The 15,737-nt window shown below is 43.3% G+C and carries 13 protein-coding genes; 10 read left to right on the top strand and 3 right to left on the bottom strand.

Features of this window, described 5'->3' with window-relative positions; translation table 11 throughout:
- Positions 1–128: 128 nt before the first annotated feature.
- Positions 129–1,127: a cysteine synthase A gene (gene cysK / locus E2K52_RS02310; RefSeq protein ID WP_151203391.1), complete on the bottom strand. Its 999-nt coding sequence runs from the start codon at positions 1,125–1,127 to the stop codon at positions 129–131.
- 282 nt (positions 1,128–1,409) lie between these two features.
- On the opposite strand from cysK, the gene E2K52_RS02305 reads away from it, so the two are divergent.
- The 10 genes from E2K52_RS02305 (at position 1,410) to E2K52_RS02260 (ending at position 13,357) form a co-directional block, all read left to right on the top strand.
- On the top strand, positions 1,410–1,730 hold the full coding sequence (locus E2K52_RS02305) for an ArsR/SmtB family transcription factor (protein WP_151203390.1): 321 nt from the start codon (positions 1,410–1,412) through the stop codon (positions 1,728–1,730).
- A 210-nt stretch (positions 1,731–1,940) separates the two neighbouring features.
- Complete coding sequence (locus E2K52_RS02300) at positions 1,941–3,689, top strand: SulP family inorganic anion transporter (RefSeq protein WP_151203389.1); 1,749 nt, start codon at positions 1,941–1,943, stop codon at positions 3,687–3,689.
- A 326-nt stretch (positions 3,690–4,015) separates the two neighbouring features.
- The gene (gene sstT, locus E2K52_RS02295; RefSeq protein WP_151203388.1) at positions 4,016–5,212 is read left to right on the top strand and encodes a serine/threonine transporter SstT; all 1,197 of its coding nucleotides are present in this window, start codon (positions 4,016–4,018) and stop codon (positions 5,210–5,212) included.
- A gap of 43 nt (positions 5,213–5,255) precedes the next feature.
- Positions 5,256–5,930: a YoaK family protein gene (locus E2K52_RS02290; protein WP_151203387.1), complete on the top strand. Its 675-nt coding sequence runs from the start codon at positions 5,256–5,258 to the stop codon at positions 5,928–5,930.
- A 15-nt stretch (positions 5,931–5,945) separates the two neighbouring features.
- On the top strand, positions 5,946–6,482 hold the full coding sequence (locus E2K52_RS02285; RefSeq protein ID WP_151203386.1) for a DUF2058 domain-containing protein: 537 nt from the start codon (positions 5,946–5,948) through the stop codon (positions 6,480–6,482).
- 197 nt (positions 6,483–6,679) lie between these two features.
- On the top strand, positions 6,680–7,936 hold the full coding sequence (locus tag E2K52_RS02280) for a mechanosensitive ion channel family protein (RefSeq protein ID WP_151203385.1): 1,257 nt from the start codon (positions 6,680–6,682) through the stop codon (positions 7,934–7,936).
- Positions 7,937–8,210: 274 nt separating this feature from the next.
- A complete protein-coding gene (locus E2K52_RS02275) occupies positions 8,211–10,067 on the top strand; it encodes an ABC transporter ATP-binding protein (RefSeq protein WP_151203384.1) in 1,857 nt (618 codons plus the stop codon).
- A 378-nt stretch (positions 10,068–10,445) separates the two neighbouring features.
- Positions 10,446–11,474 (top strand): AraC family transcriptional regulator, encoded by a 1,029-nt coding sequence (locus tag E2K52_RS02270; protein ID WP_151203383.1) that lies wholly within the window; start codon positions 10,446–10,448, stop codon positions 11,472–11,474.
- An 81-nt stretch (positions 11,475–11,555) separates the two neighbouring features.
- Complete coding sequence (gcvH, locus tag E2K52_RS02265; protein WP_151203382.1) at positions 11,556–11,930, top strand: glycine cleavage system protein GcvH; 375 nt, start codon at positions 11,556–11,558, stop codon at positions 11,928–11,930.
- A 254-nt stretch (positions 11,931–12,184) separates the two neighbouring features.
- Entirely contained in the window at positions 12,185–13,357 is a 1,173-nt protein-coding gene (locus tag E2K52_RS02260; protein ID WP_151203381.1) for an MFS transporter, read from the top strand.
- Between the two features lie 460 nt (positions 13,358–13,817).
- On the opposite strand, the gene E2K52_RS02255 is transcribed toward E2K52_RS02260, so the two are convergent.
- Together E2K52_RS02255 and E2K52_RS02250 are read right to left on the bottom strand one after the other, a co-directional pair.
- On the bottom strand, positions 13,818–14,867 hold the full coding sequence (locus E2K52_RS02255; protein WP_151203380.1) for a 3-deoxy-7-phosphoheptulonate synthase: 1,050 nt from the start codon (positions 14,865–14,867) through the stop codon (positions 13,818–13,820).
- Between the two features lie 519 nt (positions 14,868–15,386).
- Positions 15,387–15,737, bottom strand: a 351-nt coding sequence (locus tag E2K52_RS02250) for a hypothetical protein (RefSeq protein WP_151203379.1), incomplete at its 5' end; no start/stop codon positions are given.

Genomic DNA, 15,737 nt, shown 5'->3' with positions numbered 1-15,737 from the left:
AGGTCAAGTATTTCTCTATCTGGCGACTATAAAAATTAAAACCTGATTTTTAAAATAAAAAACCCGGCAGCTGTTCCGGGTCTTTTACATTTTGTGTGGTCTATTGTAAGTAGGATGGCGAAATCAGCTTATTCAGCAGAGATGTCTTCAAACAGAATGGAAGATAGATAACGCTCACCACCGTCTGGTAAAATGACCACAATATTTTTACCCGCGTTTTCAGGTCGTGCAGCCAGTTGTGCCGCCGCCGCCATTGCCGCGCCACAGGAAATACCCACCAGAATTCCTTCCTGGGTTGCCGTCTTACGTGCCCATTCAACGGCGTCAGTACTGTTGATGGCAATGACTTCATCGACCAGGTCCAGATCCAGATTACCTGGAATAAAGTTCGCCCCAATTCCCTGAATTTTGTGTGGGCCTGGTGTCAGGGTTTCGCCACGCTTTGCCTGACCGATAATTGGCGATTCAGCAGGCTCCACTGCCACGGTATATAGAGGCTGGTTTTTAACCTGTTTAAAATAACGCGAAATACCCGTAATCGTGCCCCCCGTACCGACACCTGCAACCAGAATATCCACCTTACCACCAGTAGCTTCCCAGATTTCTGGTCCGGTGGTTTCTTCATGAATTTTCGGGTTGGCCGGGTTTTCAAACTGTTGTGGCAGGAAATACTGATCCGGATTCTCATTAAGAAGACGTGTGGCTTCGTCGACTGCACCTTTCATTCCTTTGGCCGGATCTGTCAGTACCAGATTCGCCCCCAAAGCTTTGACCACTTTACGGCGCTCAATACTCATGCTGGCAGGCATGGTTAAAGTAATATCATAGCCCTTGGCGGCAGCCACAAACGCCAGCGCAATACCAGTATTACCACTGGTTGGCTCAACAATATGCATGCCCGGCTTTAACTTGCCCGACTTTTCTGCATCGGCAATCAGCGCAGCACCAATACGGCATTTCACTGAAAAAGCAGGATTACGGCTTTCAACTTTTGCAAGTACCGTTGCCGCAGTCGAAATTACACGGTTAATACGAACTAGTGGTGTATTTCCAATCGCGTCTGCATTATTACTATATACGGCGATACCGAGATTTGAAGGAGTTGGAAAAGCTGGATCTGTACTCATGAGTATATCCCTAATGTTATAAGTTCAAGTGTTGGCACCATCATACAAGCATTTTTTCTGTTTGTAGATGCCCGATGACTTCTACACAAAATGGCGAGACTTTGCTGAAATAACATTTTTACTATGCATTAAAGTCTGCTTATATATCAACATTAAATACATAACTTTTTTTAATAACTGGACGCATTAAAAATAATAAAACTTAATCTTTTTGAGCAATGTAATCCCCTGTATGAGTTCATATAATCAGGGACGCTGTAATTTTATAAATGGACATTCTGAATGAAAACCGATCTCGAAATTGACATCATGCGGGATTCAGCACAACAGGTCGTCGCTATTTTAAAGTCTCTGGCTAATATGGACCGTCTGCTTATCTTATGTCATCTTTCTCAATCAGAAATGAACGTCTCTCAAATTGAAGAAATGACCGAGATTAGACAACCCACCCTTTCCCAGCAGCTCATGATGCTACGCAGGAACGATATGGTCAGTACACGCCGCGATGGTAAACAGATTTATTATTCTATTAAAGATCCTCACTTGGTGGAAATGCTGAATACCTTATACCGGCTTTATTGCCCCCAGGAACTCTTGGGTTAAAGAATGGACTCTAATTTAAATTCATAAAATACATTAAGTTATAGATGAAACCATTTTAAATGGAGGTTTAATCGAACAGTTTTAGACGATCAGGTTTCATCTAAGCTTTTTTACTCATGCTGCGTAAAATTTATCAGCTGCATTTTATTTTTAAGACTTCTTAGCAGAATTTGTGCATAATATATCTATATTTGTGATTTAGACCTTGATATGCCCAATTCCAAGTCCAAACTGCTGCATAAAATCCCTGCTTGGGCTTGGTTAAGCCAATATAATTCAATCAAATTTAAGTCTGATGCACTGGCTGCATTTATTGTGGTGGCCATGCTGGTTCCGCAAGGGATGGCCTATGCAATGCTGGCAGGATTACCACCCATGATGGGTTTATATGCCAGTATTCTGCCGATGGTCATTTATGCCTTGCTCGGTGGCAGTTCTACTTTGTCTATTGGTCCCGTCGCCATCATTTCAATGATGACTTTTGCCACCTTGAATCCCCTGTTTGAGGTCGGTTCAGCGGCGTATATTGAAGCAGCCACATTGCTGGCTCTGCTGGTCGGTATCATTTCCCTACTTTTGGGTCTACTCAGGTTTGGCTTCTTAATTCAGCTGATCAGTCATCCGGTCATTCACAGTTTTATTATAGCTTCCGCTTTACTGATAGCCTTGGGCCAGTTCAAGTTTTTGGTGGATTTACCCTTAAAAGCCAATAATATTCCGGAACTGGCGCTAAGCTTATGGGAATATCTGCCGCGTCTGCATCTGCCCAGCCTGATTTTCGGCATTTGTGCCCTGCTGATACTGATTTATCTTCCCAAAATTTTAAAATCGCAACGCATTCAGAGCCTGATCGGGTCAACTGACTTTCTCGTGCGCGCCGTACCTTTGATCTTGGTCTGTCTCGGGATTACTGCTGTGGTTTTTCTGGATCTTAAACTTCAAGGTATTCAGACGGTCGGAGAAATTCCATCTGGTTTTCCACCGTTGTCTTTTCCACACTGGAACTGGGATCTGGTGATCAGCCTGTTACCGGGTGCCGCCATGATTGCCATGATCAGCTTTGTCGAATCACTTTCCATTGCCCAAGCCACAGCCTTACAGCAACGCAGTAATTTAAATAGCAATCAGGAACTGATTGCACTTGGGGTGGCCAATATCAGTGCCGGAATCAGTTCGGCATTTCCTGTAACTGGCAGTTTGTCACGTACTGTGGTAAATGCCGATGCGGGTGCCAAAAGTCCTATGGCAGGCGTGCTGTCTTCATTGTCCCTGATTATTGTCAGCCTGTTCTTTACCAGTTTTTTTGAAGATTTGCCGCTGACCATTCTGGCTGCTACGATTATCGTTTCCATCTGGAAGCTGGTTGATTTTCAGCCCTTTGTAGATGCGTGGCGTTATTCCAAAGCCGACGGGATTGCGATGTGGATTACCTTCTTCAGCGTGGTGCTGATTGATATTAGTGCAGGCCTGCTGATTGGTATTGTGTCGACTTTTGCCCTGATGTTATGGAGAATCAGCCGGCCGCATATTGCCGTGCTGGGACTGGTAGAAGGTACGCAGCATTTTCGTAATATTCAGCGCCATCAAACCCGGACTTCTGAACGTGTCTTATCCTTAAGGATTGATGAAAACCTGACCTTTTTAAATGCCAACAGTTTTAAAGGGTATCTGATTAATCAGCTGAGCCATAATGATCAGTTGCAGCATGTTATTCTGAACTGCTCCAGTATCAGTGCGATTGATCTGAGTGCACTAGAAATGCTTGAAGAGCTGAATGCTGAATTGGCCAAGCTCAATATTCGCCTGCATTTTGCTGAAGTCAAAGGCCCGGTGATGGATCGTTTACATACCTCCAAACTGTTGACCTATTTAAGTGGTCAGATCTATTTGACCCATTTTCAAGCTATTCAGGACTTGGCCCCAGAAATTTTTGAAGCGCCTCAGGAGGATAATCTTTAAGTCCAATCCTGCTCAAACTCATGGTTAAAATGGACTTTCAACCATGAGTTATTTTATCTTGCATTCAATCATAATTTTAGGTGATTAATATTTAATTGCTATTTATTTGATAAATGAAAATCTGGAATTCCAGGTAAAATAAGCCCCAAAATAGATATTTTACGGACAGAATCGATTATTTTAAAAAAGGTTTTAACTATAATTTCCATTTCATATCAAGGGTTTATTTTTTATCTGAAAATATTTTCAATCCCTTTGAAATTTAAGTATAAAATAGTGCCAATTTTTTTTAAATTTCGCCCTCGTAATTTTCACAAGGCAACCTTATGTTTTCTGCCCTTTCGCGTATAAGTTTAGTCTCTCGAATCATTATCGCCATTATTTTAGGTGTAGCCGTCGCTGTGGTTTTTCCCGAAGCTGCGCCGTCACTCCGTCTGTTGGGTGATCTGTTTATTAAAGCACTAAAATCTGTTGCGCCGATTCTGGTATTCGTTCTGGTCTTAGCTTCAATCGCGAATTTTAAAGTTGGTCAGACCAATGTCGCGATTCGTCCTATCATGCTGATGTATGGTGCCGGCATGTTCTTGGCTGCACTCAGTGCCGTTGTGGCGAGTATGCTGTTTCCAAGCACGTTATTTCTGGACATTGCAGCCCAGGCTGACTTGCAACCGCCGGGGAGCCTGGGTGAAATTTTGCAGAATTTAGTGCTGAGCTTTGTGGCAAACCCGATAGTGGCAATTTCGGAAGCCAATTTTATTGGCATTCTGGCTTGGGCAGTGGCTTTGGGAATGGCATTTCGCCATGCTTCGGACAGCAGCAAAACCTTGCTGAATGACACTGCTTCTGCCGTGAATCATGTGATTCGTCTGGTGATTAGCTTTGCGCCTGTCGGTATTTTTGGTCTGGTGGCAGTGACCTTTGCTGAAGCAGGTCTTGAAACCTTGTCCAACTACGCCCAATTGCTCACGGTTCTTCTGGGCACCATGCTTTTTGTTGCTCTGGTGATTAACCCCTTAATGGTGGCGCTGGTCACACGCCGTAATCCTTATCCTCTGGTCTTTACCTGCTTACGGGAAAGTGGCATTACCGCCTTCTTTACCCGCAGTTCCGCAGCGAATATCCCTGTCAATCTGGATCTGGCCAAGCGTTTAGGAGTGAGTGAGTCAACCTCTAGTGTAGCAATTCCCCTAGGTGCGACCATCAATATGGGCGGTGCTTCAGTCACCATTACAGTACTTACTTTAGCCGCAGTTCATACGCTGGGCATCAGCGTAGACTTTAGCACCATGCTGATTCTGTCTGTTGTTGCGGCGGTATCTGCATGTGGGGCTTCAGGTGTAGCCGGTGGCTCCCTGTTGCTCATTCCAGTAGCATGTGGCCTGTTTGGAATTTCTTCGGATATTGCCATGCAGGTGGTTGCGATTGGTATGGTGATTAGTGTCTTGCAAGACTCTACTGAAACTGCCTTAAACTCCTCTACCGATGTTTTATTTACGGTAGCAGTAGACCGCGCTTTAAATTGATTTTATATTGATTAATCAATATTTTTTTGTTAATGATGTTGTTATGCCGTTACAGCGTTTGCCCGTGTGGGTACAGTTGGGTGCGTTTTTACTTGCCCTGAATGCAGGTATGATTAACGTGCTGGGACTGCTGACTGTATTGAATCAGTCTGTTTCCCATATGACCGGTAATGTCAGTATGCTGACTATGGCTTTACTAGAATGGCAGCCAGAAATGATACTGTATCTGGTATTGATCATCCTGTGTTATGTAATGGGTTCTATGTATAGTGGCCTGATTCTTGGAAACAGCCACTTTCGCCTGGGACGCCTGTATGGCTACCCTCTCAGTCTGGTGGCTTTTTTTATTTTTCTGTGCTGGTTATTACTGCCCTATTTTCCACGGTATGCCTTGCTTTGGGCCTGTGTCGCGATGGGTCTGCAAAATGCCATGGTCAGCCATTATAAAGGTACGATTATCAGGACCACCCATTTATCCGGTGTTCTCACGGACTTAGGTCTGGCTTTGGGCTATCGCCTGCGAAGGCTGGAAGTGGAATCTCGCCGCGTCATTCTGCATGGGCTGATTTTTCTCGGTTTTCTGATTGGTGGTATCCTTGCCAGTTGGACCTATCCTTATTTAAAATTGAATGCATTCCTGATTCCTACGGCACTCAGCTTTCTGTTAAGCCTGAGTTATTGGATCATCTATTTGCGTTATCGGCATCAACACGACTAATTTCTGGAAATTCTCATGGTTAAAAATGCATTACAGGCACAATTGTTAAAAGCTGGCCTGGTCGATAATAAAAAAGCAAAAAAACTGTCTAAACAGGCAGTACATGAAAAACGTACGGGTGACAGCAGTGAAGCTGAAATCAAGGCGAAGATTGCACAGGACCAACAGGAAAAGCTGGCCAAAGATCAGGCCATTGAGCGAGCGAAAAAAGCCCAGTTACAGGAAAAAGAACTGCAAGCTGCCATCATACAGATGATCAATCAGCATAAAATCCGCGATACCGATGGCGAAATCAGCTACCAGTTCATTGACAATGACAAAATCAAAAAAGTCTATATCAATCAACAGATTTATAATGCTTTAGTGGCTGGCAGTCTCGTGATTGCACGTGACAATACCCAGTATGCTTTCTTACCTAAAGCATTGGCAGAGCGTATCAATGCCAAAATGGAAGGTTTTATTCTGGTTAACAATTCAGAGAAAAATGAAAAAATTACTGATGAAGAAGATCCGTATGCAGCCTATGTCATTCCAGATGACCTGATGTGGTAGTTTGTTCTGCCACCTCGCCAGAAAACATCTGGAAATATAAACCGGCAAACCTGCCGGTTTTTTATATTCAATGAAACGATGAGGCTAAAAAAAGTATAAGACCTAGAGGGATATGTTTTAAAAAGTTATCCAGGATTAAAAAGTCAGCTTCAAAGCTATAAACTCTATCAAATTTTTTAGTCTAAGAGAAAGATCAGTTGGAACAGTTTAATTTTATTCAGAACATTCAGGATTGGACAGATCAGTATCCCTGGCTGGAAATGCTGTCTTCATTAAGCATCCTGATTCTATTTGCCCTTATTACCAATTTATTTGCTAAAAAAGTGGTTGTTCGTGGAATTCGTAAACTCATTTCCAAAATGCCTTTTGCCAATAACACGATTTTTGCTCAGCATAGCGTGATTCGCCGGATTGCCAATATTGTTCCGGCCATCGTGATCATGAATGGTATCAGTACCGTACCGCATTTATCAGATAAGGCTCAAGCCCTTATCGAAATGGGTGCACAAGCCTTTATTTTCCTGACCATTGCACTGGCACTCGGCGAGCTGCTTAATATTTTCAACCTGATTTACCAGCGTAATCCGAAATCGCGTAACAAACCGATTAAAGGTTATTTACAGTTGGTAAAGCTGATTATTTTTATCGTTTGCGGCTTGATGATTCTGGGCACTTTCCTGAGAAAGGATGTATTCACCCTGCTGGCCGGTTTTGGTGCAATGGCCGCGGTGCTGATGCTGGTTTTCCAGAACACGATTTTATCGCTGGTGGCTTCAGTCCAGATTTCCTCGTATGACATGGTACGTATTGGTGACTGGATTGAAATGCCTTCACTGAATGCCGATGGTGATGTGATTGATATGTCATTACATACCGTGACAGTGCAAAACTTTGACAAGACCATAACCACCATTCCCACCAACAAGCTGGTCACGGATACCTTTAAAAACTGGCGCGGTATGCAGGAAGCTGGTGCACGCCGGATCAAGCGTTCAATCCACATTGACCAAAGCAGTGTGCATTTCATGAGTGCCGAAGAACAGACCAAGCTGAAAAATTTTATCCTGCTGGATCAGTATTTGAATAGTAAAAGTGAAGAAATAGAAAAATTCAACCAACAGTTACAGCATCATTCACAATATAACCAGCGCCGTCTGACCAATCTGGGAACATTCCGTGCCTATCTGGAGTTTTATTTACAGCAGCATCCCGGGATTGCCAAAGATTTTTCTTTAATGGTGCGTCAGTTACAACCGACCAGTGAAGGCTTGCCGCTTGAAATTTATGCCTTTACCAATACCACCGCCTGGACTGAATATGAGAATATCCAATCCGATATCATGGATCATATCTTGGCGATTATTCCCGAGTTTGAACTGAAAGTGTATCAGGCTCCTTCAGGTCATGATCTAAAAGAAGCTTTTACTCCACCACCTTCGCCAATTATTCACTAAACGTTTCACTGAATAGCGCAAGCCTAAATGCAAGCCTGAAATGATGCGTCATTTCAGGCTTTTTATATGCGTATTGTCTGCTGCTTTACCCAATGCCATCAAATATTTCTTTTAAATACAGCAATAGAGATACAACTCATCTAAGCGTTCAACCTGCAATCTAAAGTTTGATTTCGTTAATCATTGTGTGGCAATTTCACCCAATTGCAGACTTTAAAAAATAGAATCCTTTATACTTCCTGAAAAGCAGCATGCATGAGAAAAGAGTACGACAATGTTTCGATGGCTTGAACGGCTGGTGGACCCTTATCCCACCAAACATCTGAATCAGCCCTTGCCTACCCAGTTTTTTCCTTTTGTCTGGCAGGCGGCCTATGGGGTACGCCGTTATTTATTGATTCTGGTGCTATGTACCGCAGGTGCTGCCAGCTTTGAAGCCGTGCTCTATTCCCAGATTGGCGAACTGGTGAACTGGCTCAGCCGCAGCCAGCCAGAGACTTTTTTAGAAGAACACGCCCGTAATCTTATCTGGTTAAGCTTTATTCTGCTGGCCAATATTTTATTTGCCAGCGCCCAGTCGCTTATCAAGCATCAGATTCTATACAGTAACTTTCCGATGCGCTTGCGCTGGCGCTTTCATAATCTGTTACTTAAGCAAAGCCTGGATTTTTTCCATAATGATTTTGCCGGACGCTTATCTGCCAAAGTGATGCAAACTTCTCTGGCGATTCGTGAGTTCTGGGTGATTCTGGGTGATATGCTGGCCTATGTCCTGATTTACTTCATTACGATCAATATTGTACTGGGCGCCATTTCTCCTTTACTGGTTCTGCCCCTGTTGTTATGGCTACTGCTGTTTATTTGTGCTGCCTGTTACTTTATTCCAAAACTGAGTAAAATTTCCTCGCAACAGGCTGATGCCCGTGCAGTGATGACCGGACGGGTCACCGATGCTTATACCAATATCCAAACGGTCAAGCTCTTTGCTCATGCCGGACGCGAAAGTCAGTACGCCAAGTCCTCCATGCAGGAGTTTATGCAGACTGTTTATAAACAAATGCGTCTGGGCGCCCAATATGAAATCAGCATTTTATTTCTGAGCGTGATTCTGTATGGCGGTGTCTTGGGGACGGCGGTCTGGCTCTGGATGCAGGGACAGGCTGAACTCGGCATTATTGCAGCTACCACCGCCATGGTACTGAAACTGAACAGTATTGCCGAATTTATGATGTGGCAAACCTCTGCTCTGTTTGAAAATGTCGGCACCATTCAGGACGGAATGCGTACGCTGGGACGTAAAATTTCTATTGAAGACCGTCCGGATGCGAAAGAGTTACAGCTCAAGCAAGGAGAAATCAGGTTTGAAAATATCACCTTTGCCTATAATGAAAAACCGGTCATTGACCAGTTTGATCTAACGATTCGTCCGGGTGAAAAAATCGGCATCGTTGGTCGTTCAGGTGCAGGAAAATCCACCCTGATTCAATTATTATTACATTTCTACCAGCTGGATCAGGGCCGAATCCTGATTGATGGTCAGGATATTGATCATGTCACTGAGGACAGCTTGCGTAAAAATATTGCCCTGGTAACCCAAGACACCTCTTTATTGCATCGTACAGTCGCAGAAAATATCAAGTATGGCCGTCCGGATGCGACCGATGAAGAAATGTATGATGCTGTGCGCAAAGCCAAGGCAGAAGAATTTATTCCGAACTTGAGCGACTTACGTGGACGTAAAGGTTATGAGGCTTATGTGGGTGAACGCGGCGTGAAACTTTCTGGTGGCCAGCGTCAACGTATTGCAATTGCCCGGGTCTTTTTGAAAGATGCCCCTATTCTGATTCTGGATGAAGCGACAAGTGCGCTCGATTCTGAAGTAGAAGCGGCAATTCAGAGCAGTCTGGATGACCTGATGCAGGATAAAACAGTGATTGCGATTGCACATCGCCTCTCGACCATTGCCCAGATGGATCGCCTGATTGTCATGGATCAGGGCCGCATTGCAGAGCAAGGCACGCATGAGGAGCTGGTCGCGTTAAACGGTATTTATGCTCATCTCTGGCAGCGACAAACAGGCGGTTTCCTGATCGAACAGCAGGCTCACAAAGCGCCATCGACCGATCTATAACTTTTTTCAAATAGCTTTGATTTAAAAGAAATACTACCTCCAAACCCCAAGCCTGATCCGAATGTACATCTTTCAGATCAGGCCTGCGGCTTTGGTTAAGATTGGTGGTGATGTCTCTTTTTCATTCATTAAGCGGTCTGTTGACATGATTGCCTTTTAATAAAATGGTTTTTATCATTCTGAAAGAATAAATTTTTCTCTTAGATACATGAATTATATAACTTTTAGATCAATTTTTGGCTATAATCAGGCTCATCCTCTAATTTAAGCAGGACAATTTAGCCAGCTTTTGTCCAACAATATGAATGAAAAAATGACTGTTTCATGCCAATATCAGGGCATAAGTAGAAAAACTTGTATGAGTGCAACGGATCGCGCATGAAAATAATAGCCTCACGCCAAGACCAGGGTATTCCTGGCGTATACGGTCTTTTACTCCTCGATGTGATTTCTCGCTGGGGATATAACAGTGAATCATTATTTACACCATTTGGCCTAACTGCTGAACAACTGGCCGATCCTGATTTTCGGATCCCGACTCCTGTGGCCAATGAGCTGGTTAAGCATGCCCTGAAACTGACTGGTGAACCAACACTGGGTTATCATCTGGGTACGCAAATGCGGATTTCGATTCATGGCTTTATCGGCTATGCCATCATGACAGCTCACGATATTACGGATGCACTGGTACTTGCGAACCGTTTTATCCAGTTGCGTATGCCCTTTCTGCAACTATTTTTTTCAACCTTTGGCAGCAAGGCCACAGTACAGTTACAAACAGATATTCAGCTGGAACCCCTGCGTACCGAAATTTCCATTGCGCTGATTATCGGCATGATCAGCATGGCCAAAGCCATTACGGGCATTGATCATGTCTCCGGTGAAATTGATTTTGACTTTAAAAAGCCCGACGGCTTTGAACGTTTCATGGCGAAATTTCCAAATCACCAGTTCCGTTTTGAACAGCCACATTTAATTTTAAGCTTTGATAAAAGCTACTTAATGAACAAGCTGGTCCACGCCGATCCAATTGCCAGCCAGATCGCCATTAACCAGTGTGAAGCAGAACTGTCTGCACTGGGCGAACGGCACCGGATTGCGATGCGGGTTCGGGATATTCTGACACATTCGGAGCAGCACTATCTGAGTATTGAAAGTGTGGCAGATCGTCTGCATATGTCCGACCGCACCTTAAAACGCCAGTTGGCGGCTGAAGGCACTTCTTTTTCAACCCTGGTCGATGAAGTACGCTACCGGCATGCGACCTCACTGCTGTCGCGGACCGACTTTACTTTAGAACAGATTGCCGATGAGCTCGGTTATAGCGATGTGGCCAATTTTAGCCGGGCATTTAAACGCTGGAGTGGTCGTAGCCCAAGCAGCTGGCGTAAAGATCCTTATTTATAAAGGATCATAGCCTTTTGTTTTGACCAAAAAGAATGTATAAAACATGTTGAAAATGATCTTAAGATTTTTAAGGAGTTATCAATGAATCATCCTTCAGAACTAAAGTACGCAAGTACACATGAATGGGTACGCATTGAAGGTGATCTTGTTGTGACCGGTATTTCCGACCATGCACAGGATGCACTAGGTGATTTGGTCTATGTCGAAGCACCTGAACTGAATGCACAGCTTACCGCAGGTCAGCAGGCCGGCGTAGTTGAATCGGTTAAAACCGCCTCTGATATTCATGCTCCTGTATCGGGCGTGGTAGTTGAAGTTAATGCTGATCTTGAAGATGATCCAGATTTTATTAATGACGACCCTTATGGCAAAGGCTGGATCTATAAAATCAAACCGGACAATATGGATGATGTGAGCAAGCTGCTCGCCAATACAGAATATGAAGCAGGCTTATAATTCCACTTTTTATAAAATAGTGGTCCATAAAAAAATCAGCTTAAGGGCTGATTTTTTTATATCAGTTCAATGGTATAAAAGTCCTGTGAGTATTCAATTTAATGGATCGTATTAAAATATTATTGTAATTTTCACGTATTTTTCTTAAAGTTCCTATACATCTTGCTTCGCTCCTAGATATGTCGTGCTTATTTATCACAATAATTTTTTCATATTAAGCCCCGCATCTCGCAGCACATCATTTTAGGAAAATCATGAATACTGCTCCATCGCCGTTATGGACCAAGTCCTTTGTACTTTGTCTGGCCAACAACCTGTTTTTATTTATTTTCTATTTTGCGCAAACGACAATTTTGCCTATTTATATCTTAAATGAACTTGGTGGCAACTTGACCCAAGCAGGTCTGGCCATGACTTTGTTTATGGTTTCAGCAATTGCAGTTCGCCCTTTTAGTGGCCTGATTATTGAAAAATTTGGGGTGCGTAAAACTCTGATTGTTTCAGAAGTATTCTTTAGCCTGTTTTCTTTGGCTTATCTGCTGGCAGATCAGCTGACTCTCCTGTTCATCATCCGATTTTTACATGGGATCTGGTTCAGTATACTGACCACGGTTTGTATCCCTGTAGTCAATCAGTTTATTCCAGAACAGCGTAAAGGCGAAGGTATGGGCTATTTCGTCATGTCGGTCAATCTGGGCATTGTGCTTGGTCCATTGCTGGGGCTTAGCCTAATTGAATACTGGTCTTATGTTGAGGTGAGTACCCTGCTGATCGCTCTGGTCTTTATCGGTTTCGGTTTCTGTTTTCTGATTCCTGTCAAAGAACCTGAAAAATTCGCTGGTCATTCCAATCAAAAGTCTATTGCTCTGACAGATTTGGTGGAAAAGAAAGTTCTACCAATTGCCGTACTGGCGATGCTAATTTCATTTTCTTATGCCAGTGTCATGTCCTTTATCGCCCCCTTTGCTGAAAGCAAAAACTTAATGGCCTATGCCGGCTTATTCTTCGTGGTTTTTGCAATTTCCATGATGAGTTTACGCCCCCTTACTGGAAAAGTTTATGATCGTAAGGGGCCGCAATATGTGATTTATCCTGCACTGGTGGCCTTTAGTCTGGGCTTGTTTCTACTGAGCCAGATTCAAACTTTATGGGGGTTTATGCTGGCTGCGGTGATGGTCGGGGTAGGTTTTGGGAGCGTACAGCCCTGTATGCAAACGCTGGCCATTCAACGTGCACCTAAACATCGTATTGGCTATGCAACTTCAACTTTTTATACCTTTTATGATCTGGGCATTGCCATTGGTTCCCTGTTGATTGGCGCCATTATTGCAGCCTACAGTTACCAGTTCGCCTTTATCCTGTGTAGCTTGTTGACTCTAAGCAGCATTGTGTACTTTAAGCTGGTCATTCAGCGCAAATCAACCTAATGGGCTCCATATTAAAAATACAAACAGGCAGATCAATCTGCCTGTTTTTTTAGAAGTATAGGCCGAGATTTTAAGGGTGTACATAAATGGCAGGACACCTTATAGGAGAAGTTTTACTTAGATTAGCCCTTACAATGATTTTTGCTCTTCTTGAGAATAACTGTCTGTCTGTCTGCTAGCTTGGTTTTTTTACCAGTTAAATCCTACTGATCAAACGGCTTTATCAGGCCTTGATACTTAATACTTTGCGGAAAATCTGCGGTAATAAATCAATAAAAAATTTGAATCAATGATTTTTTACGAATTGTGTAATGCTTTATGTCCGGAGACAAAACAATTTACTGACAATAAAAATATTATTTTAAAGGTGTGATAGATGTCATATTTATCTTGTTTTTATAAAGCCGATCAAGCGCTAAACGAAAAAGGACTTTCCTCGGGAAAGTCCTGTTCTCTGAATTTAAGCGCTACGTTTTAAACAAGTCGATGCCAGAGTATGAGCCACTTCCAGTAAAAGCTGCTCGGTTTTCTCCCAGCCCAGACAGCCATCAGTCACCGACTGGCCATATTGCATCTCCGTAGAAATTTTCTGGTTACCATCTATTAAATGGCTTTCCAGCATCACTCCGCGCACATTGGTTTTCAGACGTTCTGTCACAATCGTATGCAGCACTTGCGGCTGTAGTAATGGATTTTTCGAGCTGTTTCCATGACTGCAATCAATTACCAAAGCGGGCAACTCTGCTGCATGCTGGACCTTGATCTTTTCAATGTCGGCCAACTGGTAATTTGGTCCATTATTTGAACCACGCAGAATAAGATGAGCCTGAGGATTACCCGCTGAGTGAATCATGCAAGGCAGCCCCGACTGGCTCATGCCTAAGAACTGATGTGGCTTAGACGCGGACTGGATGGCATCCAGTGCAATCTGAATAGAACCATCGGTACCATTTTTGAAACCAATGCTATAAGGCATATAGCTGGAAATTTCACGATGAATCTGGGATTCACTGGTGCGAGCCCCAATCGCACCCCAAGCCAAAAGATCATCGAAATATACCGTTGCCATAGGACTCAAGACCTCTGAGGCAATCGGCAAACCCAGCTCAAGGATATTTAAGTAAAGTGCACGTGATCTTTCCAAGCCAAGCTGCATATCAGAAGAGCCATCCAGATTTGGATCGTAGAGAAAGCCCTTCCAGCCAACGGTGGTACGTGGTTTTTCAATATAGGCCCGCATGACCAGAAAAATCTGATCGGCAACTTGAGTCTGGAGCTGTTTTAATTTTTTTGCATAATCCAGTGCAGAAGCTTCGTCATGAATGGAACAGGGTCCGGTAATCACCAGCAAGCGCTGATCCTTACCTGTTAGAATATTTTGAATAACTTGGCGATGTTCAGCCACCTGAGCAGTCAATTGAGGAGACAGTGGCAAGTGCTGCTTAAGCTGCTGGGGTAAGCTTAGAATTGTTTCAGTTTGATTTTTTACTAATGTATTTGCGGTATTCATGACTTTTCATCCTGGGACTGCTACTCAGTCCGAACTTTTATTTGAGCGTTATGGGTCTGATCGAAGAAATCGAAAGAGTTACTAACTGGCTAAAATAAGACCAATAAAAGTTGCTAAAGTATGAATAGTTAAAGTTGGTCATGGCTGTCTCCGAAAAAATTGTTAAATTACATGCATAAAAAAACCTGATCAGGGTTGCCGATCAGGTATCAACTGGTGGGCAACCTTTTCATCGCCCAAACGCATTCAGGCAATTATCTAAACTGCCAAAAATAAAAATAAACGTTTGAAATGATAGGTTGCTTTAACATGTTTATGTCTGTTCATAAAATGTGGTTCTTAACTTAAAATACGCGCTCTGAACCGGTTTGACAAGCCTAAAATACAAAAAAATCTTTATGAGTTAGATGATTTTTACTTATTAATCCGATTATTGGTCAACTCAGTGCAAAATTGACAAGCACTGAATCCAAGCAGGTCTTGTCAATTTTGCAGCATTTCGTTGCTAAACAAGCAGAATTAGCGTGTCACGCGGTTCCATGCATCACGTACTGCATATTTTGCCTGTTCCCAGGTCAGACGTGATTCACCTTTCATTTGTTCCCATTTGAGCTTCAGATCAGACTCGGCATCTTCAAAACGGGTATTGGCATCATAAGCCCCGCGATTTTCATAACCCACACGATAAGCTATGTCATAGTCACGGTCATAATCCAGATCACTATAAGTGCTACGTGCTTCTGAATAATAAGGGGTATGTACTGAATTTTCACGCCAGTAAGCGGCTTCTTCAGTCGGATTTATCGCTTCACCGACTTCTTTACCAGCAAGACCTCCGACGACTGCCCCCACTACGCCGCCGACGACTGC

It is taken from the genome of Acinetobacter sp. RF14B (assembly GCF_006864105.1).
Taxonomy (GTDB): domain Bacteria; phylum Pseudomonadota; class Gammaproteobacteria; order Pseudomonadales; family Moraxellaceae; genus Acinetobacter; species Acinetobacter lwoffii_C.
This window is presented reverse-complemented; position numbering and strand designations above follow the sequence as displayed.

Excerpts from the sequence above, each read along its gene's own strand:
- E2K52_RS02305 (WP_151203390.1), top strand. The coding sequence starts at position 1,410 with ATGAAAACCGATCTCGAAATTGACATCATGCGGGATTCAGCACAACAG.
- gcvH (WP_151203382.1), top strand. The coding sequence starts at position 11,556 with ATGAATCATCCTTCAGAACTAAAGTACGCAAGTACACATGAATGGGTA.
- sstT (WP_151203388.1), top strand. The coding sequence starts at position 4,016 with ATGTTTTCTGCCCTTTCGCGTATAAGTTTAGTCTCTCGAATCATTATC.
- E2K52_RS02290 (WP_151203387.1), top strand. The coding sequence starts at position 5,256 with ATGCCGTTACAGCGTTTGCCCGTGTGGGTACAGTTGGGTGCGTTTTTA.
- E2K52_RS02255 (WP_151203380.1), bottom strand. The coding sequence starts at position 14,867 with ATGAATACCGCAAATACATTAGTAAAAAATCAAACTGAAACAATTCTA.
- E2K52_RS02270 (WP_151203383.1), top strand. The coding sequence starts at position 10,446 with ATGAAAATAATAGCCTCACGCCAAGACCAGGGTATTCCTGGCGTATAC.
- E2K52_RS02285 (WP_151203386.1), top strand. The coding sequence starts at position 5,946 with ATGGTTAAAAATGCATTACAGGCACAATTGTTAAAAGCTGGCCTGGTC.
- cysK (WP_151203391.1), bottom strand. The coding sequence starts at position 1,127 with ATGAGTACAGATCCAGCTTTTCCAACTCCTTCAAATCTCGGTATCGCC.
- E2K52_RS02260 (WP_151203381.1), top strand. The coding sequence starts at position 12,185 with ATGAATACTGCTCCATCGCCGTTATGGACCAAGTCCTTTGTACTTTGT.
- E2K52_RS02300 (WP_151203389.1), top strand. The coding sequence starts at position 1,941 with ATGCCCAATTCCAAGTCCAAACTGCTGCATAAAATCCCTGCTTGGGCT.
- E2K52_RS02275 (WP_151203384.1), top strand. The coding sequence starts at position 8,211 with ATGTTTCGATGGCTTGAACGGCTGGTGGACCCTTATCCCACCAAACAT.